This window comes from Marinospirillum minutulum DSM 6287 (genome assembly GCF_000422325.1).
Taxonomy (GTDB): Bacteria; Pseudomonadota; Gammaproteobacteria; order Pseudomonadales; family Halomonadaceae; genus Marinospirillum; species Marinospirillum minutulum.
In genome coordinates, this window is sequence record NZ_KE383818.1 from 778982 (window position 1) to 800084 (window position 21103).

Here is a 21103-nt window from a genome sequence, read left to right on the forward strand (position 1 = left end):
GATTACTTATTAAATGCCTAGGTCGTTCATTAGGTCATCGTGTTGATTGCTTGATGAGCTATCACTGCTTGGTTTGTCTGTTGGACGTGCATTTTCAGCAAGAATGTCATCAGGGTTTTCTAACTCGGCTTCGTCAAAGTCGTGTAGTTTAATAAATTCAGTTTTATCCATGGATAATTCTAGATAAAAAATATTGTTTTTAGCGGTATTAAAAGTAACACGACGCGACTGGGGTTGGTCTAGCGTGGTGTTTACAGAAATTTGTACCTGCTTATTAATTGCCATCATCTTAGGTTGGCTTTGGGTGATGGAGGTTTTTAATTGGTGGCGAATTTTATTGGTAAAATCGCCAACTATCTGGTTCATAATTTCACCCATAACATTACCCACTTCATCGGCGGTATGGAATAGGGCGAGTTCATTTTCTGGCATACCCATACTCAGCAGATAATTGCGGTAAATCTCCATGGCTGATTCGGCAGTAAAGTTAATTATCACCAAGCCTGAAAAGCCACCATCAAAAAGTACAAAACAGCCTATCTGCTTAGCCCCGTTGCGTTGTCACTGACTTCAACTAGTAGGTAGGGTGTAGCATTCGAGTTTTCAGTCTTTGCACTATTTTTTTCTGGTAACCTACCTTCAAGTTTAAGCTGTAGGTAGTTATCATCATTTAGGTTGTTGATTAATAAATTGGCTTCTATTACCTTTTCTACTAGCTGGTGTATTAAAGTAAAAACACACCGTCTTATTGGCTGACTTAACCCCTGTGCCTGCATAAACTCATTGCATAAGGCTGCTAGCGATTGCTGGGTTATTTTTTCACCATAAACCTTCATTTGCCATTCAAAAGGGGTGGTAAAACCATCGATTAGTAGGCTTTTATGATTGCTAAATAGTGGCTCACTAGTAATTTTATTAAAGTCTATTTGGCAGATAGAAATATCATCGTCTGGTTCATCTAGCTGAGCAAAGTTAAGTACGCTATTTATAAGATTATTTAAAGCATTATTTTTTGTTGGATGCTGCAAAGCATGAATTAACTTTTTATAACCAAAGGCTTTTTGGTCTGGGTTTTCTTGTTCTATTAGGCCATCTGAATAAAGAATTAACTGCCCTTCTTGGGGAAGGGGCAGTGTTTCTGGGCTGGATTCAAAAAGGGTTTCATCAAGAATACCTAGCGCCATGTGTTTCGAGTTAAATTTTTCTATTAACTGCCCTTCAGAGTTCATTAGAAGGGCAGCAGGCATAGCACCATTCCATATACTGACTTCTTGCTGGCTGGGGTTAATCTCAATAAGCAAGGCTGCCACAAAGCGGTCATCGGGCAAGTCTCTAACTAGGTGCTTATTCATTTCGCTTAGAATAAAAGGCAGCTGGTAGCCTTTTTGAACCATGGCATTAAAAACGGAGATTACTGGCATTATAGTAATCGTGGCACTCAGTCCATGGCCTGTTGCATCGGCAACTAGAATAAACGTGCTTCCTGTTGGGGAGCGTTTAACTTGAATTATGTCGCCACTGAAACGGCTAGATGAACAAATTTGGTAATTAATACCCGCTAGTTGATCCGTATTTTTAACTAAGAGATGACCATAAAGTACCTCGGCTGCCATGGCATTTTCTTGTTCAGTAAGGTCAATTGCCATTTCTAGCTTGTGGGTATAACCACTGATTGCCCTTGAAGAGCCTAGCAGGTTAAGCAGTAGCACCAAGAGGCTATTAAGTCTTAAGCGTAGGCTAAGGTCATGGTGGGTAATTTCCAGTTTATTGAGCGGGTCACTTGTATTGCTGGTGAGTAAAAACTGCAAGGTTAGTAGCTTTTCGGTTTCAAGTTTTGCTGCTGGGTCGGTTTCACCAAACCAGTAAATTATTAATTTGGGTTGGTTGTTATCTGTTAAGTAGACACTGATAAAATCGAAAGGCAGTGTTTTATGAATATCAATAAAAATACCTTGAATGTAGTCTTGCCAGTTGTCTAAACGAGTGTTTTTTATGACCAATTTGCTGAGAAGTTTGGCCTCAACTTCAAGCTGGCTTTTATCATTCAGCACCTGACCTAGCTGACGAGCTAGCGCACTAATATTGCTAAAGGCATCATTGAGTTCATTGAATATAAAGTTTAATTTGCTTGGGTTAAATTTCTGTAAATCTTGACCTGTCTGAATTTGGTTTATCTGCTGGCTAAAGTCTTCAATAGATAGGTTGATACGGCGTATTGCAAAATGAGAAAAAATAAAGGCAATGGTAAGAAAAATAAAAGAATAAAGAACAAAAGCGCCAATGTAAGTGAGGCGAACTTCGCTAGTGATGTTGGGAAGAGTAATTTCTGGACGTTTTTCAATCGGCAAGGCTTTTAATTGCTCAGCTAGATTGCTAGCTTGCTCAGCCATTAAGTTTTCATAGAGTAGCGATGAAATACTTGTTACACCAAGAAATACAATGGATGTGCTAAAGAAAACGGCTAAAAAGATAAACCACCGTAGGGTACGGATCTTTTGTAGTAGGAAGTTAATCAACAGAAGCTCCGCTTGGGTAAACTAAATAAGGGTTAATTATCCGTTGCTTACCTTCGCTTGTCCAATACTCTGCTGTTTAGAGACTGAGTCAGTTTGCCGCGCTATAAAAAAGCAGCTTAAAAAAAGCTGCTTTAGGTGTTTTCTAACTATTTAAGGCTTAAACCGGGAAAAGTGCACTGAGTTTAGTTGCTAGCATCATATCGCCTTCAGCACGTAGTTTGCCTGCCATAAAGGCTTGCATACCATCTTCTTCGCCTGTTAAAACATCTTTTAGTGTTTCTTCGCTCATGATGAGTGTAACGGATGGGTCATCGTGACTGCCTTCAGCAATTTCACACTGGCCATCTTTAATGACTAGATAGTAGTTCTTACCATCTTCTACATTGAACTGAAATACATCGTCCATGCCTGCGGCAGCAGTGGCATTAAATTTGTCCTTCAGTCCTTCAATAATTGCGTTAAGATCAGCCATGGTTTTATCCTCTTTGTGAGCTGGTTAATGAGTTCAGCTTATTTCAAACGTATGTTTAATTCAAGCTTTTAATGGAGAATTTCTAAGTGTGGGAATTACTTGCTGAGTATGTGGGTTTTTTATTGAGAATAGTAACGCTCTTGGTTGCGCTAGTTATTTTGATAGTTAGTGTGACAGCCATTAAGCGTAGCCGTGAAGGCGATGAGCAGCTTCAAGTACAAGAGCTTAATGAACGCCAGCAAGATTTGCGCTTGTCGCTACAAGAGGAGTGGCTAGACAGCAAAGCTATAAAAAAGCTTCATAAAGAAAGAGAGAAAAAAGCTAAAGCAGATTTAGCTAGCCAATCTACTAGACCAAGAGTGTTTGTTTTAGATTTTAAAGGCGATTTAGATGCCAGTCAGGCACCTGTACTGGGTAGAGAAATTAGCTTGCTATTAGGTTTGTTACGCCCAGAAGATGAAGTGGTGGTGCGTTTAGAAAGTGCAGGCGGTTATGTGCATAGCTATGGTCATGCCACGGCACAATTACAACGCTTAAGAGATAAAAACCTAGCTTTAACGGTTTGTGTTGATCGAGTTGCCGCTTCGGGTGGTTATATGATGGCTTGTACAGCCACTAAGCTGTTGGTAGCACCCTTTGCAATTTTAGGTTCAATAGGTGTTGTAGCTGAAGTACCTAATGTGCACCGTTTATTGAAAAAGCATGAAGTTGATTATGAGGTTTTAACCGCAGGTGACTATAAACGCACCTTAACAGTTTTTGGTGAAAATACGCCGGAAGGTAAACAGAAGTTTTTAGATGACTTAGAGCAAACACACCAGATGTTTAAGTCTTATGTAAAGCGTTGTCGCCCGCAATTAGCTATAGATAAGGTCGCTAAGGGTGAGGTTTGGTATGGTGAGCAAGCCTTAGCGTTGCAGCTAGTGGATGCTTTGCAAACTAGTGAGGCTTATTTGCTAGAACGTCAAGCTGAAGCAAGGGTATTTAAAGTGCGTTTGAAAAAGCCTTTGAACTTCACCGAAAAAATTGCTGGCTCAACAGCGGGTATTTTAGAGGGGCGCTTGCTAAGTTGGTGGCCTAAGCTACAAGCCACCTTCTTTCATCGGTAGAGTTTTTACCTTGGGCTAGGCGAGTTATACCTTGCAGTACATATTATGTAGGGTACGAATAACTTGCTTAGCTTCTTCACCATTGAGTGAATAATAAATGGTTTGTGATTCGCGGCGTGTTTTTACTAGCTGATCACGCCTTAGTACCGCTAGATGTTGAGAAAGCGCTGATTGGCTTAAATCTAAGCACGCATTTAATTCACTAACCGAAAGCTCGCGATCATCTAGGTAGCACAAAATAAGAAGGCGGCTCTCATTCGCTAGTGCTTTTAATAGGGTGGTAGCCTGCTTGGCATTATTGCGTAAGTCATCAATGAATTCGCTTGGATTTTCTTGCTTTGCTTCTGCAGTCGTTGCCATAGTTTTTTACTCAAGTTTCGCTTAAGTTAATCAGTTTTGCATTATGTTACCTTTTTTTAGAGCCTTTGTTGATATTCATTGATAAATATTTAAAAAGCTGGCACGTTTTCAAAAGTTTGTAAAAGGCTGATTGTCGGCAATCCTTTGCCAAATTCACTTGGTTTGCTTGAATAAACCTAGCCTAATTGCTGATGTTTGCGCCTTTTGTATTAGTTGCAAATTGTTAATCTTGCATTAAAGTGGTGCTAGATTTTTACAAAGTGTCGACACTTGACCTGATGAATACCAGTCGTTAAGCAAAGAATTTCTTTGTTTGCTGGGTGTAGCAGGCAGGTGTCGACAAAATAATAATACCCACAGAGGCGTAAGTGATGAGCTATAAAGCTGAATTTGAGCGTTCTATTAATCAGCCAGAAGATTTCTGGCGTGAACAGGCCGATAAATTACCTTGGCATAAAAAGCCAACCCAAATTTTAGGTAAAGATGAGCAGGGTGCTTACCGTTGGTTTATGGATGGTGAGCTAAACATTAGTTATTGTGCCTTGGATTACCACGTTGAAAATGGTCGTGCTGAGCAAACGGCGGTTATTTATGACTCGCCTGTCACTAAGACTAAATCTAAACTGACCTACCGTGAAATGCGTGACCAGGTAGCTAAGTTTGCTGGTGGTTTACGTAAGCTAGGCGTTGAAAAGGGTGACCGGGTAGTTATTTATATGCCCATGGTGCCTGAAGCCTTAATAGCTATGTATGCTTGTGCGCGTTTAGGTGCTATTCACTCAGTTGTTTTTGGTGGTTTTGCACCTAGCGAACTGGCTGTACGCATTGATGATGCTCAGCCTAAGGTGATTGTTTCAACTTCTTGCGGTATTGAAGTAGAAAAGGTTATTCCTTACAAAGGCTTGCTAGATGATGCAATGGATCAAGCAACCCACAAGCCAGATCATTGTGTTGTTTTACAGCGTCCTCAGCACCCTTGTGAGCTTGATAGTGACCGTGATGTAGACTGGAATAGCTTAATGGAGTCTTCCGAGCCTGCTGATCCTGTGAAGGTTAAATCAACTGATCCTCTCTACATTCTTTACACTTCAGGCACTACGGGTAAGCCTAAGGGTGTTGTTCGTGATACGGGCAGTTATGCTGTTGCGTTGCACTACAGTATGAAAACCATTTATGACATGAACCCTGGTGAAGTCTTTATGGCGGCATCTGATGTAGGCTGGGTTGTTGGCCACTCTTACATAGTTTATGCGCCGCTACTAGCCGGTTGTACCACCATTGTTTATGAAGGCAAGCCAGTTAAAACGCCCGATGCGGGTGCTTTCTGGCGTTTAATTGAAGAATACAAAATTAAGTCTTTCTTCACTGCGCCAACCGCTTTCCGTGCGGTTAAAAAAGAAGACCCCGAAGGTAAGCTGCTAGCTAAGTATGATATTTCTAGCCTAAAAATTATGTTCTTGGCCGGTGAGCGTTTAGATCCACCGACCTACCACTGGTTGAATGAATTGTTACCCGTACCAGTGATTGACCACTGGTGGCAGACAGAAACAGGCTGGCCAATTGCCGGTAATATGATGGGCTTAGAGCCAGCTAAACCCAAAGCCGGTTCTGCTACCTTCCCAACACCGGGTTACAACGTACAAATTTTAGATGTACAGGGTGAGCAGGCGGCAGCAGGTGAAGAAGGCAGTGTAGTGGTTAAATTACCCTTACCGCCAGGCTGTTTAACAACCGTTTGGGGCGACCACGACCGTTATAATTCTTCTTATATGGATGCCTACCCAGGTTATTACCTAACCGGTGACGGCGGTAAGATTGACGAAGATGGCTACCTATTTATTATGGGTCGTACCGATGACGTGATTAACGTTGCGGGTCACCGTTTGTCTACGGGTGAAATGGAAGAAATTGTTGCCAACCACCCAGCAGTAGCCGAATGTGCGGTTATAGGTGTGGCCGATGAGCTACGTGGTCAGTTACCGGTAGGCTTGGTAATTACTAAAGATGGCTGGGATGGTGATGCTGAAAAGCTTCAGGCAGACCTAGTGGCGAGTGTGCGTAAAGAAATTGGTGCCATTGCTTGCTACCGTCAGACTTTAATTGTAGACCGCTTACCTAAAACACGTTCGGGTAAGATTCTGCGTAACGTACTGCGTAATATCGCCGATGGTAAAGACTATGTTGTACCTTCAACCATTGATGATATGTCGAGCATTACTGAAGTTGAAGATGCGATTAAAACAAGGCTAACCACGTCTTAATAGACTTGCGTTAATCCTGGTAAAAGAAGCAAGGCGTTTGTTTGGCTAGGGGTTATACTAGCAGGCAAGCGTCTTGCTTTTATTTTTGGGCTGTTTTTTATTCATTCAGGGTTCCCTCGCCCCCTGCTAAAAAAAGGTATCTAGTATTATGTTGTCTCTTTCTGCTGTGCAATTTCGTCGTGCTTTATTCTGGCTTGCTTTAGCCCATATCATCATAATTGCTGCTAGTAATTACCTAGTGCAATTTCCCTTTGAAGTCTTAGGTTTACACAATACTTGGGGTGCTTTTACCTTCCCATTCATTTTCTTGGCAACCGACTTAACGGTTAGGGTCTTTGGTAAAAACTTAGCAAGACGCATTATTTTTGTGGTGATGTTTCCTGCTTTATTGGTCTCTTATTTAGTGTCTATTATCTTTGCAGGTGGGCAGTTTGCAGGTATAGCCGGTTTGTTTGAAGTAAATAGCTTGGTAGCACGTATCGCTTTAGCTAGCTTTATGGCCTATTCATTAGGTCAGCTTCTAGATATTAAAATTTTTGATCAGTTGCGAGAGGTTAAAGCTTGGTGGGTAGCACCTGCCGCTTCTACCTTGTTGGGCAATGCCTTAGATACCCTCGTGTTTTTTATGATAGCTTTTTATGCCAGTAGTGATGCTTACATGGCAGTGCATTGGCCTGAAATAGCATTTATGGACTACAGTTTTAAATTATTGGTTAGTTTAGTGTTCTTTTTACCTGCTTATGGTTTGGTTTTGGCAGGGCTGCAAAGGCGCTTACTTAGAGTTAAAGCAAATCTAACTGAAGTTTAGTTAGCAATTACCCAGCGGATGTTGGCATAATCAGAAGAAGAAATTTTTGTAAGCAAGGAGCCTAGTATGAGTATTTTGGCGCATCAGCGTAATGGTCAAGGCCAGCCGCTGGTTGTAGTGCATGGTTTATTTGGTAGTGCCAGTAACTGGCGTAACGTTGCTTTAAAGTTGGAAGATGACTTTGCTGTTTGGGGTGTGGATTTACGCAATCATGGCAATAGTTTTCACCGTCAAGGCATGGATTACGCCCAGCAGGCTAGAGATTTACTTAATTGGCTAGATAACACTGGGCTAGAGAAGGTTTCCTTATTAGGCCATTCCATGGGCGGCAAGGTCGTGATGGAATTTGCCTTACGCTACCCTAGCCGTGTTGAAAAGCTCATTATTGTTGATATCGCACCTATTCAATACGAAGCCAGCCATAATGAAATTATTGCTAGTTTAATTGCTTTAAAAGCACAAGAACCTTGGCATGATCGTCGTCAGGCAGACCGCTTGTTAAATGAGCATTTAGGTGAGGAAGCCATTCAAACACGCCTCTTCTTATTAACTAACCTGCGCCGTACAGATGATGGCTTGCGCTTGCGTGTGGGTATTGAAGAAATAGAAGAAGGTTATGCTGAAATTTTAGCTGCGCCTGAGTCCATTACTGCTGGAAAGTCCTTTGCTGGACCTACCTTGGTTATTCGAGGTGTTCGCTCTAATTATGTGCCCGATAGCACCTTGCCCGTATTTAAGCAGGCCTTTCCTGAGTATCAGCTAGTGGATCTTGATGGTGGTCATTGGCTTCATGCTGAACAAACCGATGCTTTTGCCGCAGCGGTAAGTGACTTTATTAAGTAGTTGATTAACTTTTGGAAAGGAAGTTGGTTTAAAGGAGTTGGTTTTGTCACGCATTCTACCTTTTGATTGGTCTTCACTCTTGGCAGAGCAACCTTTGTTACCCGTATGGGCAAAGGTTGATGTGCTTGCTGCCCCCAAGTTGGCAACAACGCTATTGGAAGCAGGCTATAAGGTGCTAGAGGTAACGCTTAGGCAAGAGCAAAGCTGGGAAGTTTTAGAAGCTTTACAATCCTCTAAACTTACTTTGGTTGCTGGAAGTTTAAGGCATCCAGACCAGCTGGCGCGTTTACAAACCTTGGGTATTCGTTGGGCGGTTTCACCTGGCTGGTGCCCTGTTTTAGCAGAAGCGGCTGAACAATCAGGTATAGGTTTGTTACCAGGAATTAGTACGCCAGGCGAAGCAATGCAAGCCAGCCGTATGGGCTATCAGCAGGTAAAACTTTTTCCTGCCAAGGCGTTAGGTGGCCCAGCTTATTTGCAGGCAATAGCCGCCCCTTTACCCGAATTAGCTTTTGTTGCTACGGGTGGGGTAAGTGAAGCGAATATGGCTGAATGGTTTGCTTTGCCACAAATTGCTGCCGTTGGTGGCAGTTGGATGCTACCTGAAGATTTAATTCAGCAGCAAAATTGGCAAAAAATTAGAATGCTAGCTAAAACCTCCTTAGAAACTGCTAAAAGCCTGCGTGAAAAGACTTTACAACAAGGAGTGGATCGTTGATTTACGCTAAAGATAATAGTGATTTTAAAGCGCGGCGCTTAAGGGCTGTTAAGGAAGACTTAAACAGTGGTGCAGCAATTCTAGCGCGTAAAGCACTAGAAGATATGATTGATTATGCTGATAGTTGTCAGGTAGAAACGACAGCAGAATTATTAACTGAATTAAAAGATTTGGCCGAACAATTAATTGCGGCTCGTCCTAGCCGTTTAGTGGTAGGCAACTTATTGCGTTATTGGCTAAATAGTCTGCCTGAATTACCCGATGATTTAGACCGTGCCAGAGGTAGAGCAGGGGCACATGCAGAAGAGGTAATTGACCTGCTGCAAAGCGCTCAAAATGAAGTAGTTGCTAGGTGCTTAGAAGAAATTCAACCCGGCATGACACTAATGACCCACTCAAGTAGCTCTAATGTCATGGCATTGTTTCGTGCTTGTCATCTAGCTAATTTAAATGTGCAAGCCATAGTTACTGAGTCTCGTCCGGGTATGGAAGGGCGTAAGCTAGCCCGCTACTTAAATAAATTGGGTATTCCTTGTCAGTTTATAACAGAAGCGCAAATGGCAAGTTTTGTAGTGCAGGCTGATAAAGTAGTTTTAGGTGCAGACAGTGTTTTGCGTGACGGCTCACTTATTACCAAAGCGGGTAGCCGCTTACTGGCGCTGGCAGCAAAAGATGCCGGTATTCCTTTCTGGGTGTTGGCAGAAGGATTTAAACATGCCCTGGTCTTGCCCGAAGATGCAGTGTTAGAAGAAGTTGACCCTGACGAGCTACAACTAGAAGCCATGCCACAGGTTGAAGTACGTAATATTTATTTCGACTTGGTTCCAGCACGTTTAATTACTGCTTGGGTTGATGAAGAACGTGTTGCGGTTACTTTCCGCTCACTTGCAGAAACACGCCCCGAAACCCTACCTAGCGTTCAATAACCCGCTTATATTTCTTTTTTTAACTTTAGTTTGCTAACTGTGTTGGCAAACTTTTGTTTCCTTTTCATATTATTCTCTATTTATACCGTTACCTTAATTGTTTGGTAGAGTAAAAAAACACAGTTATTTAGCCGATCCAGATGAGTTTTGCGCAACTATTTGCATTTGCTTTATTTTACGCAAATAGATTTGCTTTTATTTTGGCAAGGTTTAAACTCTTCCTATTATTAAGAATTGGATAAGAGTGATTGTTGTGGCTCCTAGAACACTTGAAGAACTGAAACGTAAGCTGCAAAAGCTTAATTCTCCAGACAGTGACTTAAAGTTGGGTAAGCGTGCTTTGGCTGCCTTAACCCAAATGATGGATAACCCAGAGAAGGTCGCCGTAACCAGTATCTCTATTCTAGCCAAAGAGGCAGAGGTGAATGCTTCAACGCTCAGTCGTTTAGTACGCAAGCTAGGTTTTGAAAGCTTTGCTGAGTTTCAACTGGTATTTCGTAAGCACTTAGCGCGTGCTAGTCACACTAGCTTTTACAGTGACCTTGCTGGGCGCTTTGTTGACGAAGATGAAGATGAAACAATCGATTTAGCACCCACTTCCTTAGCGTTAATGACGCAGGTTGCAGAAGAAGAAACAGGCAATATTGCCCAGATGCTCAGTAGCTTAGATGTCGGTGCTTTAGAAAAAACCGTTAATTTATTAGCTAAAGCGCCCAGAGTTAGGGTTTATGGCTTACGCCAAGCCAATACGGTAGCTAACTTTTTTGCTTATGCCTTGGGTTTGTTGCGGCCTGATGTCAGCTTGCTGGGTAATCCGCATCATGGGGTTGCACATGGTTTAAATGAGTTAACCCAAGAAGATGTATTAGTGGTTATTGGGGCTGCACCCTATACACGAGCCACCATCGCTGCGGCACGTATTGCCGCTAATCATGGTATGCAGGTGATAGCGATTACTGATTCGCATGGTTCCCCTTTAGCAGCAGAAGCAACTTTAAGTTTTATCGCACCAACAAGCAGTACTTGGTATAGCAATTCCATGGCTGCTTTTTTGGTGTTTATTGAAGGGTTAATGGCAATGATGGCAGGCCGTTTAGGAAGGCGTGGGTTGGCTAGTTTAAAACGTCACGAACAACTGATTGATGAGGTAAGTCATGAGCTTTAATTCTGATTCTGATAAGGAAGTAGATGTTGCTGGCCAAGTGGTGCTAAGTGAGCTTAAAGAAGGTGTTTTGTGGCTAACCCTCAACCGCCCTGAACGGCTTAATGCGGTAAGCAAACCCATGTATGACCTGCTCTGTCAGTTGCTAGATGAAGCAGAAGCCAACTCTGAAGTAAGAGCCGTTGTTTTAACGGGTGCAGGGCGTGCCTTTTGTGTGGGTGCTGATATGAAGGCCCATGGTGCAGGTACACGCACGCCTTATGAGCGCCGTGAATACCTTAGGGGTGAGCAAGAAGTTTGTCGTCGTTTATTTAATTTAAAAAAACCGGTGGTTTCAGCGGTTAATGGTTATGCATTAGGTGCAGGTGCAGAGCTGGCCTTAGCCGCTGACTTTATGCTAATGCGTGATACAGCTCAGTGGGGATTACCTGAAACAGGTTTGGGGGCCTTTATTGGTGGCGGTATTTCCTGGCTGCTACCCGCACGCTTAGGTTTGGCTAAAGCTAAAGAGCTGGTTTTGTTGGGTGAACGACTCAAGGGTGAGCAAGCTTTAGCCATGGGTTTAGCGCAGCGTTGTTTTACTGTTGAATCTGACGGTGAATTTCAACAAGAGGTCCAAGCTTTTGCTTTGCAGTTAGCTTCTAAAGCACCTGTTTCTGTGGCTTTGGCTATACAGCAGCTTAATTCAGCCGGGCAAAGAAGCTTTGATGATGCCTTAATTGCAGAATTAGAAGGCATGATGTTTTGTTCAACAACGCAAGATTGGCAAGAAGGGGTGGATGCCTTTGCCGAGAAGCGTGCACCTAAGTTTATTGGTCAGTAGAGGTTAGCTATGAGCTTATTATCGAGTTTTTATCCTAATGCTTTAATGGTCATAGGTGCTTCTTCTGACCCAACCAAGCGAGGGTTTCAATCCATACGCTCTTTATTGCGTGATGGTTTTGCAGGTGATATTTATCCAGTTAACCCACGTTTAAAAGCACTACTAGGTTTAACCTGTTATGCCTCAATTGAAGAGGTCCCAGCTAACCCTGAATTAGCGCTTGTTTGTACACCAGCGGCTAGCTTATTGGATGTGCTACAAAGCTGTGGTTTAAAGGGGGTTAAAACGGCTATAGTGCTTGCCAGTGGTTTTGCTGAATCAGGTGAAGAAGGTAAAGCCTTACAAAAAGAAGCGGTGGCTTTAGCTAAACGCTTTGGAATGCGTTTAGTTGGGCCTAATACTTCGGGTGTTTTTAATACCCACGCTAAAATGAACCTAGTCGGTTTTGCTAATTTAACTCCAGGGCCATTAGGGATTTTATCCCAATCGGGCAATATGGCTTTATCTTTGGTGACCGAAGGTTCAACCCACCTACATTCTGGGTTTAGTAGCTATGTAGGACTAGGTAATGCGGCTGATTTAGCTTTTCATGATTACTTAGATTACTTTGCTGCTGACGAAGGTACTAAAGCACTGATTACCTACATGGAAGGCCTAACCGACGGTCAGGCTTTTTTACAAGCAGCTAGGACTTTTACGGCAAATAAGCCTTTAGTTTTATATAAATCGGGTAAATCTGAGTCTGGGCAGCGTTCAGCTAAATCGCATACGGGTGCTTTAGCAGGTAGTTATCAAGTGGCTAAAGGGGTGATGCGCCAAGCCGGTGTGGTACTAGTTGACCAACCAGATCATCTTTTACCTGTTGCCGAAGCCTTAGCTACTCAGCCGTTACCAGCTGGACGAAGAATAGCCATTCTTGCTGATGGCGGTGGTCATGCCACCATTGCTGCCGATGAACTAGATGCTTTGGGCTTACCCTTGGCAGAATTATCAGCCACTACCCAAGCGGCTTTAAAAGCGCTATTGCCTAAAGGAGCGGCGGTTAGTAACCCGATAGATGTAGCTGGTGGCACTGATAGTGAGCCTATGAACTTTGCTCTTTGTGTTGAGTTGCTGTTAGCTGACCCAGGTGTTGATCAGTTGTTACTGGTGGGTTTATTTGGTGGTTATGCATTACGTTTTGATGCCAGCCTTGCCGAAGCTGAATTACAAGCGGCCAGTGCTATGGCTGAATTGGCTAAAGCCAGTGGCAAACCTTTGTTGGTACATAGTTTATTTACGCTTAATAAACCGGCACCCTTGCAACAGCTAGTTGAAGAAGGTATCCCCGTTTATGCCAGTATAGAAACTGCCTGCGCCTCTCTTAAAGCTTTGGTTGACTATGCGGCTTATCGTAAACGCATTAGCGAAGATGACTGGTTGACTGGGCGAGGTGAGTCTAGCCTAAGGGTTGATCGTTTGCTGCAAAAAGTGCGATCAGCAGGGCGTACAGCCTTGTTAGAGCCAGAAGCTAAACAAATGATTAGTGCTTTTGAAGTTGCCTTACCTGAACAGCAGTGGTTAACCAAGCCAGAAGAACTGGCTAATTTGCCAGCTGAATTTTTGGCACAACCCCTAGCCATGAAAATTGTGTCGCAAGACATTTTGCACAAGTCAGATGCCGGTGGTGTTCTGCTTAACCAACAAGGTTTAGAGGCCTTAAAAGCAGGTTGGCAAACCCTTTATAAAAACTCGCTGCATTATGCTGCCGATGCACGTTTAGAAGGTGTTTTGCTAAGCCCTATGGCAGACCCTAAGGGTACTGAAGTAATTTTAGGGGTAACCTACGACCCACAGTACGGGCATTTATTGATGTTCGGCTTAGGCGGTATTTTTGTTGAAGTCTTAAAAGATGTGGTTTTCCGTAGTCTGCCATTAGCGCGTTCCGATGCTTGGGATATGTTGGCGGGTATTCAAGCAGTTAAAGTGCTAGAAGGAGTACGTGGCCAGCCACCGGTAGATAAAGGTGCTTTGGTCGAGCTTTTATTAAAAATTTCTGCTTTAGTTACCGCTCACCCTGAAATAGCAGAACTAGACCTTAACCCCGTGCGCTGTTATCGCGAGGGTTATGCAGTATTGGATGCACGAGTGGTATTGTTTTCTGCCACGGCAAAGGGTTTGCAGCAGCAGGGAGCGTTGAAAAATCAGCCACAAGTTGTTCATTAAACGAGCGTAAACTCTATTCATCTGCCCAAGGAAGGGCGGGTAGGTAGTTTTCTGGTGGTACTGCTAGGCCAGCTTCACGCAATTCAAAATAAATACCGGGCTTGTTAATTTGCCGTTGTTTACCTGCTGAACAAACAGGGTGACGTCCAGAAAGGTTGTCATCCTGCTCTACAAAAAGTGCGTGACAATAAGCATAGATAGATTGCTGATCATTTTTATGCTTAATAATAATGACCCTGCCCAAACTTCGTACCTGCCCTGCAAAAATAACTTTACCTGGCGCAATAGGAAAGATCTCTTCACGTTTTTTAGTTGCCAAGGCTAGACCTTGATGCAAACCCCAGCGTTGCCATGAAAAATTAATTTTTACGTCTGGTTTTTCAACAGGCCAGCGATAGTCGTGACGGTGGCGTTCAGTTATGGGAATAACAATGCGTTGACCAATACGTAATTTTTCAGGTTTTAATGTTGGATTCGCTTCTAACAGGCTAATTAATGCTAAATGAAAGTGTTGGGCTAACACACCAAAAGTATCGCCTGGTTGAATACGGTAATAAAAAGGACCATTTTTAGGTGCATCCTTGTTGTGTTCTGGAATACGTAATTGACGCTTATTTGAGGGTGGGTTTTGTTGGCTGCGTGGATTAAAGCGTTTTAGAACCGCCTCATCGAGATTAAACTTTGCGGCTATTTGAGCAAAACTCTCTTGCCCTGAAGGCTTATAAAAAGCTTGGTGGTCAGGTGGTTGTGGCAGGTTTAAACGATTTTTTGAGCTGCAGCCAAGTAGCTGTAACACTAGGCACAGGAGGATTAGCCAGCCATAGCTTGTTCGCCTGTTAATTATCAGCACATCCAGCACCTGAAGGGTGAAATAAAGCCTTTAGTCTAAACAGCATCTAGGGCTAATAAAACCCTTTTTGAAATAAAGTTGCTTAGGAATTTGTGTAGCAGTGGTAAAAATGGCTAGAATGCGAAGTTCATTCATCTACTACAGGGTTTACCTATGCAAGTTGCAGCCAATAAGGTCGTCGCCATTCATTACACTTTAACGAATGGTGAGGGTCAGGTTCTTGATTCATCTCAGGGCGGCAACCCACTTTTTTATCTGCATGGTCACAACAATATTATTCCAGGTTTAGAGAAGCAGTTGGAAGGTTGTAGTGTCGGTGATGATTTTGAGGTGGCTGTTGAGCCAGCCGAAGGTTACGGCGAGCGTGACGATAACCTAAAACAACAGGTTCCGCGTGAAGCTTTTCAGGGTGTAGAAAGCATTGAACCAGGTATGCAGTTTCAAACTGAGGGTCCTGGTGGCGCAATGGTCGTAACAGTAACTGAAGTTGAAGAAGCAACGGTTACGATTGACGCTAATCATCCATTAGCTGGTGTAGCACTTAACTTTAAAGGCAGCGTAGAGTCTGTACGCGATGCGCGTGAAGAAGAAGTTGAGCATGGTCACCCGCATGAAGGTGATATGGCTGACCACTAAGTTGGTTTTTTAACCTCTTAGAAATAAAGCTCCCTCTAGTAGTTAACTGCTAGAGGGAGCTTTTTTGTCTTTATTTGATAAAAAAGTTGTATAAAGTTTGATCTCTAGGCGCCAATTGTCTAGTCTAGAAGGTAGATTAAACTAGCTGAGGTGCAATTATGATTGAATCTAACATTAACAATGTGGCGGCAGCAGCAACACGTCAGGATGTGCGTAGTGTACAAGGTCAGCGAGAAGCCAATACAACTGAAGTAGCAGAACAAGCCTCTAGCAATCCTATGGCAAGTAGTGGCGTTGAAACAGCCGACTCTTCTGTTGCAGCTGTATCTAGTCAACCAGCGGGTGTTGTTACACGTTTAGGTGAAACAACCGAGCAGGTACCACTTTATGAAGCTAACCGTCCTGCGGGTAGCATTATTCGCCCAGCGATTGAAATTGCTGAAGGCGCAGGTCAAACAGCAAGCAATAGAAATACGAGTGAAGCGGTAGCTCAGCAGCCTCAAGAAGTAAACCTAACTCAGGCTGCCCAAACAGCACCTAAAAGTAGTGCTCCTGGTAATGATACTAGCTTTAATGATTTGCAGAAGCTGGTTTAAAACTAGGCTTAATTTTAAAGCGCTTTTTTAGTTATTAGCCCTGCTAAGGCAGGGCTTTTTATTGCCTCAAAAATGCACTAACTTCTTCTGCCCTGCCATGATAAATAATTTGACTGGCTTTCTTTTTACGCTGGTATTGATACATAGGATCGTAATAACTTTCTAGCAGCAGCCTTATCCATTCTCGATGAATACCTAGGCTAGTGCTTAAATCAGTCTTATTAAGTGCTGCCTGCATTAGCTGTTGCAGTTGTTGATAGCGCTCCATGCCTAAACGCTTAGTTATACGGTTTAAACTAGCTAGTAGGTGCTCAGCAAACGCTTCTTTACCTTTGTCCTCGCCTTGAAGATTAATAAATTCTTGCTGTAAGTTGATAACATAATCTTTTAATACCCGCTCTATACGCTCTTCTAAAGGGGCTTCTAGCCAAACAAGTTTGGCTAGTTTCATTTGTTTAACAAGCTTCATTGGTAAGGCGCAGCGTCCAATAATATGGCCTTCATCTTCTAAAATTAATTGTTTTGCACCCTGCTGACGTTTTTTTAGTAGGTCAATACTTAGGTTGTTTTCAAAATTAATTTGACTAGGTTGAGGTTTGGCATGGCGACCAAAGCTAGAGCCTCTATGGTAGGCATGGCCTTCCAAGTCGATACTGTTACTTAGCTGGCTAAGAATTTCTGTTTTGCCGCAACCGGTCATACCACCAAGTATTAGTAGGGGTAAAGCTTGGAGGCTTTGCTCGGTATTTTGGATTAAAAACTGCCTAAGTGCTTTATAACCACCCTTAATGCGTGGGTAATCCACTCCCGCTTGATGAAGCCACTCTTGGACTAGCTGCGAACGCATACCGCCACGAAAACAGTAGAGGTAGCCCTTAGGGTTGGCTTTTATATAGCTTAACCAAGCTTCTAAACGTGCTTGTTTGGTTTCACCGCTTACCAGTTGATGCCCTAGCTTAATAGCTGCTGCTTGCCCCTTTTTTTTGTAACAGGTGCCAACGGCTGCTCTTTCTTCATCATTCATTAGTGGCAGGTTGCTGGCTGTGGGGAAGCTACCCTGAATAAACTCGATGGGTGCTCGAGTATCCATAAGGGGAGCATTGCTTAGTAGAATATTTTTATAGTCATCGGTTTGCTCAAGCACTGAGCACCTCTACGGCAAACTCGCTAGCTGAGTGGAACTCACCAATAGATTGAAGGTTTAAACCCTGACTAGCGGCTAGGTCTAGAAATTCTTTTTCTGCAGTGGGTGCTAGAGCGATTAGAAGTCCACCACTGGTTTGTGGATCACAAAATAGTAGTTTTTGCTGCTTTGTTAGGGGTGCAATACGATGACCATAACTAGCAAAATTACGTTCTGTACCGCCTGGAATACAACCTTCTGCTAGGTAATAGTCGGTCGATTTTAGGCGAGGAATTGCAGAGTCATTTAATTTAGCTGTTAAACCACTGCCATCGGCCATTTCTATTAGGTGGCCGAGTAGCCCAAAACCTGTCACATCAGTCATGGCATGAACACCCGCAATGCCAGCAAAGTCTGTACCTATTTTATTTAGGGTACACATGAGTTCACAAGCAACACCTCTATCTTCAGGTTTAAGCTTGTTTTGCTTTTCTGCAGTGGTTAATAAACCTATGCCTAGGGGTTTAGTAAGGTAAAGTTTATCACCAACTTTAGCCGTATCATTGCGCTTCATGCGTTCTTTTTGCACTAAGCCGGTAACAGCTAAACCAAAAATGGGTTCAGGTGCATCAATGGAATGGCCGCCTGCAAGCGCAATGTTAGCAGTATCGCAAACACTGCGAGCACCTCGTATTACTTCGCTAGCAACTTCAGCGGGTAGTTTGTCTATTGGCCAGCCAAGAATAGCAATGGCCATTAAGGGTGTTGCACCCATGGCGTAGATGTCGCTAATGGCGTTGGTTGCAGCGATGCGCCCAAAGTCATAGGCATCATCAACGATGGGCATAAAAAAGTCGGTAGTCGAAACTACACCCTGTTCAGCATTTAGTTCAAAAACAGCGGCGTCATCTTTGGAACTATTGCCAACCCAAAGCCGTGAATCGGGTAACTGGCTACCAGCGGTAGCCAGAATGGTATCAAGTACTTGGGGAGCAATTTTACAGCCACAGCCTGCGCCGTGGCTGTATTGGGTCAAGCGGAGGGTTGGTTGCATTATTAAACCGGTGCTTGAGTGTTAGAACCTGTGATAAGGAATTCGAGCAGGGCTTTTTGGGCATGAAGGCGATTTCCCGCTTCTTGCCAGACTACCGAGCGGGGATCATCAAGCATATCTTCGCTAATTTCTTCACCACGGTGTGCGGGTAAGCAATGCATAAAGAGTGCATCTTTGGCTGCGTAATCCATTAAGCTAGGAGAGACTTGGTAGGGTGCAAAGTCACGCATACGCTTGGCTTGTTCTTCTTCTTGCCCCATGGAAGCCCAAACATCAGTAACTACTAGCTGTACACCTTCAACTGCGGCTTTAGGGTCACTTACCAGTGTGACACGGTCAGCATGGTCTTCTAATAATTGTGCATCTGGCTGATAGCCTTCTGGTCCACAAACCCTTAGCTGAAAGTCAAACTGGCGGGCAGCTTTCATGTAGGAATTGCACATGTTGTTGCCATCGCCTATCCAGGTTACGGTTTTACCTTGCAGGCTACCACGGCATTCTACAAAGGTTTGTACATCAGCTAACAACTGACAAGGATGGTAGTCATCAGTCAGTGCATTAATCACCGGTACACTTGAATAGGCTGCTAGTGTTTCAACATCTTGGTGGGAATAAGTACGCACCATGATGGCATCAACCATTTCTGATAGTACGCGTGCTGTGTCTTCTAAAGGCTCACCACGACCTAGCTGGCTATCTCTGGGTGATAAAAAAATAGAACCACCACCCAGTTGAATCATGCCGGCTTCAAAAGAGACTCGAGTACGAGTCGATGATTTTTCAAAAATCATCGCTAACACACGGTTTTTTAAGGTTTCATCAATTATGCCTTCTTTATGCCGACGCTTAAGTAAAATTGCACGTTGGATAAGGCGTTCTAGTTCTTGTGGTGATAGATCTGTCAGGGTTAAAAAATGTCTGACGCTCATGAGTTAGCTCCGTGATGCTAGCCAATTTATAATGAGTTGGCTTAACTTGCTGATAAGTAGCTCAGCTTCTTCGTCGGTAAGTGTAAGTGGCGGCAAAAGCCTAACGACCTGTCCGGCAGTTACATTAATCAGTAGGCCTTCGTGCAGGGCAAGTTCTACTAGTTCGCCACAAGGCTGGTCTAATTCAATACCCATCATTAGGCCACGTGCACGTATGGCTTTTACGCCTTGGATAGCTTCAAATGCTTTTGTAAAACGTTTAACTAGGTAGTCACCCAACTCACCAGCGCGTTTAGCAAGTTGTTCTTTTTCCAGGGTTTCTAGTACAGCTAAAACAACAGCACAACCTAAGGGTGTTCCACCATAGGTTGAACCGTGGTTGCCTGGTTGGAATAGATTAGCTGCTTTACCCTGTGCCATAACAGCACCTATAGGGAAGCCGTTACCCAAGCCTTTAGCGGTAGTTAGCACGTCTGGCTTCCAGTCATAGCGCTGGTAAGCATAAAAATAACCAGTACGGCAGTTGCCCGTTTGTACTTCATCAAGCATTAGCAGTAGGTCATGTTTATCACAAAGCGCTCGCAAACCATTCATGAATTCATCGGTAGCTGGTGTCAAACCACCTTCGCCTTGAATCGGTTCAACCAAAATCGCGGCAATATCGTTACGGCGCTCAACTAGGTTAGTGACGGCGGCTAAATCATTGTAGGTGCTGCGAACAAAGCCACTAACTAGCGGTTCAAAGCCTGCTTGTACCTTACGGTTGCCCGTTGCAGTTAAAGTCGCTAGTGTGCGGCCGTGGAAGGCGTTTTCCATCACTAACACGTGAGGTACATCTATGCCTTTTTTATGGCCGTGTAAACGCGCTAGCTTAATTGCCCCTTCGTTGGCTTCTGCACCGGAATTGCAAAAAAAGATACTTTCCATGCCCGAAAGCTGACTTAGCTTACTAGCGGCAGCTTCTTGCATAGGAATTTGATAAAGATTGGAGGTGTGCACTAATCGGTTAGCCTGGTCACAAATAGCCTGAGTAACCGCAGGGTGCGCATGTCCAAGGCCACATACTGCGATGCCTGCAAGGGCATCTAGGTAGGTTTTGCCATTAGTGTCAGTCAGCCAAGCCCCTTTGCCTTCAGCAAAAGCGATAGGTAGGCGACCATAGGTGTGCATCAGGGCGGAGTTAGCCATGGTGCAAATTTCCTCCATAGATAAGCGGGCGAACCCGAAAAACAATCAGTCTAAGCACTTGCCTAGTGACTGGCAAGGTGCACTTAATTTTTTTATCTTGCTTGTTAATCAGTTGGTTTGAGCGGTAAGATTGACTAACTTGGTCGGGTATAAGCCCTAAGTATTTTTTAATCTGCAGAAAGGTAAGTTAAATGTCTTCTACAATCGATACCATTAAAGAACAAATTGCTAGCAACCCTGTTTTACTTTACATGAAAGGCACACCGCAACTGCCTCAATGTGGTTTTTCTGCGCAAACTGTACAAGCTTTAATGGCTTGTGGTCAAAAGTTTGCTTTTGTAAATATTCTAGAGCACCCAGATGTGCGTGCTGAGCTGCCTAAATATGCTAACTGGCCAACCTTTCCACAGCTTTGGTTAAACGGTGAGCTGGTTGGTGGTTGCGATATTATTGGCGACCTACACCAACAGGGTGAATTACAACCCATGGTAGAAGCAGCAGCGCAAGCTCAAGCACAAAGCTAA

General features: G+C 43.6%; 21 protein-coding genes. 12 read left to right on the forward strand and 9 right to left on the reverse strand.

Annotation, left to right across the window (positions count from 1 at the left end; genetic code table 11):
• Positions 1 to 9 precede the first annotated feature (9 nt).
• From H571_RS15300 to H571_RS0113270, 3 genes are all read right to left on the reverse strand, one after another.
• Positions 10 to 540 carry a DUF3334 family protein gene (locus H571_RS15300; RefSeq protein ID WP_084482854.1) on the reverse strand — a complete coding sequence of 177 codons (531 nt, stop codon included), beginning with the start codon at positions 538 to 540 and terminating at the stop codon, positions 10 to 12.
• On the reverse strand, positions 537 to 2390 hold the full coding sequence (locus H571_RS0113265; RefSeq protein WP_027849728.1) for a PP2C family protein-serine/threonine phosphatase: 1854 nt from the start codon (positions 2388 to 2390) through the stop codon (positions 537 to 539). Before H571_RS0113265 ends, H571_RS15300 begins: the two co-directional genes overlap by 4 nt.
• Before the next feature lie 283 nt (positions 2391 to 2673).
• Positions 2674 to 2988 (reverse strand): SCP2 sterol-binding domain-containing protein, encoded by a 315-nt coding sequence (locus tag H571_RS0113270; RefSeq protein WP_027849729.1) that lies wholly within the window; start codon positions 2986 to 2988, stop codon positions 2674 to 2676.
• An 86-nt stretch (positions 2989 to 3074) separates the two neighbouring features.
• Between H571_RS0113270 and sohB the strand changes: the two genes are divergently transcribed.
• Positions 3075 to 4097 carry a protease SohB gene (sohB, locus tag H571_RS0113275; protein WP_027849730.1) on the forward strand — a complete coding sequence of 341 codons (1023 nt, stop codon included), beginning with the start codon at positions 3075 to 3077 and terminating at the stop codon, positions 4095 to 4097.
• A 24-nt stretch (positions 4098 to 4121) separates the two neighbouring features.
• Here the strand turns inward: sohB and H571_RS0113280 are convergent, their stop codons facing one another.
• Positions 4122 to 4457, reverse strand: coding sequence for an ArsR/SmtB family transcription factor (locus H571_RS0113280; RefSeq protein WP_051168350.1), 336 nt, complete (start codon positions 4455 to 4457; stop codon positions 4122 to 4124).
• Positions 4458 to 4828: 371 nt separating this feature from the next.
• Between H571_RS0113280 and H571_RS0113285 the strand changes: the two genes are divergently transcribed.
• The 8 genes from H571_RS0113285 (at position 4829) to H571_RS15310 (ending at position 14203) form a co-directional block, all read left to right on the forward strand.
• On the forward strand, positions 4829 to 6718 hold the full coding sequence (locus H571_RS0113285) for a propionyl-CoA synthetase (RefSeq protein WP_027849732.1): 1890 nt from the start codon (positions 4829 to 4831) through the stop codon (positions 6716 to 6718).
• A gap of 148 nt (positions 6719 to 6866) precedes the next feature.
• Positions 6867 to 7526: a 7-cyano-7-deazaguanine/7-aminomethyl-7-deazaguanine transporter gene (locus H571_RS0113290; RefSeq protein WP_027849733.1), complete on the forward strand. Its 660-nt coding sequence runs from the start codon at positions 6867 to 6869 to the stop codon at positions 7524 to 7526.
• Between the two features lie 66 nt (positions 7527 to 7592).
• On the forward strand, positions 7593 to 8369 hold the full coding sequence (locus H571_RS0113295; protein ID WP_027849734.1) for an alpha/beta fold hydrolase: 777 nt from the start codon (positions 7593 to 7595) through the stop codon (positions 8367 to 8369).
• 43 nt (positions 8370 to 8412) lie between these two features.
• Positions 8413 to 9087: a bifunctional 4-hydroxy-2-oxoglutarate aldolase/2-dehydro-3-deoxy-phosphogluconate aldolase gene (locus tag H571_RS0113300; protein WP_027849735.1), complete on the forward strand. Its 675-nt coding sequence runs from the start codon at positions 8413 to 8415 to the stop codon at positions 9085 to 9087.
• Positions 9084 to 10013 carry an eIF2B alpha/beta/delta subunit family protein gene (locus H571_RS15305; RefSeq protein WP_051168351.1) on the forward strand — a complete coding sequence of 310 codons (930 nt, stop codon included), beginning with the start codon at positions 9084 to 9086 and terminating at the stop codon, positions 10011 to 10013. The genes H571_RS0113300 and H571_RS15305 overlap by 4 nt, the downstream gene beginning before the upstream one ends.
• A gap of 253 nt (positions 10014 to 10266) precedes the next feature.
• Positions 10267 to 11178: a MurR/RpiR family transcriptional regulator gene (locus H571_RS0113310; protein ID WP_156887884.1), complete on the forward strand. Its 912-nt coding sequence runs from the start codon at positions 10267 to 10269 to the stop codon at positions 11176 to 11178.
• Positions 11168 to 11998, forward strand: coding sequence for an enoyl-CoA hydratase/isomerase family protein (locus H571_RS0113315; RefSeq protein ID WP_051168352.1), 831 nt, complete (start codon positions 11168 to 11170; stop codon positions 11996 to 11998). Before H571_RS0113310 ends, H571_RS0113315 begins: the two co-directional genes overlap by 11 nt.
• A 9-nt stretch (positions 11999 to 12007) precedes the next feature.
• Entirely contained in the window at positions 12008 to 14203 is a 2196-nt protein-coding gene (locus H571_RS15310) for an acetate--CoA ligase family protein (protein ID WP_051168353.1), read from the forward strand.
• A 13-nt stretch (positions 14204 to 14216) separates the two neighbouring features.
• Here the strand turns inward: H571_RS15310 and H571_RS0113325 are convergent, their stop codons facing one another.
• Positions 14217 to 15053: a M23 family metallopeptidase gene (locus tag H571_RS0113325; RefSeq protein ID WP_036218262.1), complete on the reverse strand. Its 837-nt coding sequence runs from the start codon at positions 15051 to 15053 to the stop codon at positions 14217 to 14219.
• A 153-nt stretch (positions 15054 to 15206) separates the two neighbouring features.
• On the opposite strand from H571_RS0113325, the gene H571_RS0113330 reads away from it, so the two are divergent.
• Together H571_RS0113330 and H571_RS0113335 are read left to right on the forward strand one after the other, a co-directional pair.
• A complete protein-coding gene (locus tag H571_RS0113330) occupies positions 15207 to 15689 on the forward strand; it encodes an FKBP-type peptidyl-prolyl cis-trans isomerase (RefSeq protein ID WP_027849739.1) in 483 nt (160 codons plus the stop codon).
• Between the two features lie 158 nt (positions 15690 to 15847).
• A complete protein-coding gene (locus H571_RS0113335) occupies positions 15848 to 16285 on the forward strand; it encodes a hypothetical protein (protein WP_027849740.1) in 438 nt (145 codons plus the stop codon).
• A 58-nt stretch (positions 16286 to 16343) separates the two neighbouring features.
• Here H571_RS0113335 and mnmH read toward each other — a convergent pair whose 3' ends face one another.
• The 4 genes from mnmH to H571_RS0113355 are packed head-to-tail and all read right to left on the reverse strand — an operon-like array spanning position 16344 to position 20579.
• Positions 16344 to 17429, reverse strand: a complete 1086-nt coding sequence (gene mnmH, locus H571_RS0113340) for a tRNA 2-selenouridine(34) synthase MnmH (RefSeq protein ID WP_027849741.1) — start codon at positions 17427 to 17429, stop codon at positions 16344 to 16346.
• Entirely contained in the window at positions 17422 to 18462 is a 1041-nt protein-coding gene (gene selD / locus H571_RS0113345) for a selenide, water dikinase SelD (protein ID WP_027849742.1), read from the reverse strand. The genes mnmH and selD overlap by 8 nt, the downstream gene beginning before the upstream one ends.
• 2 nt (positions 18463 to 18464) lie before the next feature.
• On the reverse strand, positions 18465 to 19391 hold the full coding sequence (gene argF / locus H571_RS0113350; RefSeq protein ID WP_027849743.1) for an ornithine carbamoyltransferase: 927 nt from the start codon (positions 19389 to 19391) through the stop codon (positions 18465 to 18467).
• A gap of 3 nt (positions 19392 to 19394) precedes the next feature.
• Positions 19395 to 20579, reverse strand: a complete 1185-nt coding sequence (locus H571_RS0113355) for an aspartate aminotransferase family protein (RefSeq protein WP_027849744.1) — start codon at positions 20577 to 20579, stop codon at positions 19395 to 19397.
• 191 nt (positions 20580 to 20770) lie between these two features.
• On the opposite strand from H571_RS0113355, the gene grxD reads away from it, so the two are divergent.
• A complete protein-coding gene (gene grxD / locus H571_RS0113365) occupies positions 20771 to 21103 on the forward strand; it encodes a Grx4 family monothiol glutaredoxin (RefSeq protein ID WP_027849745.1) in 333 nt (110 codons plus the stop codon).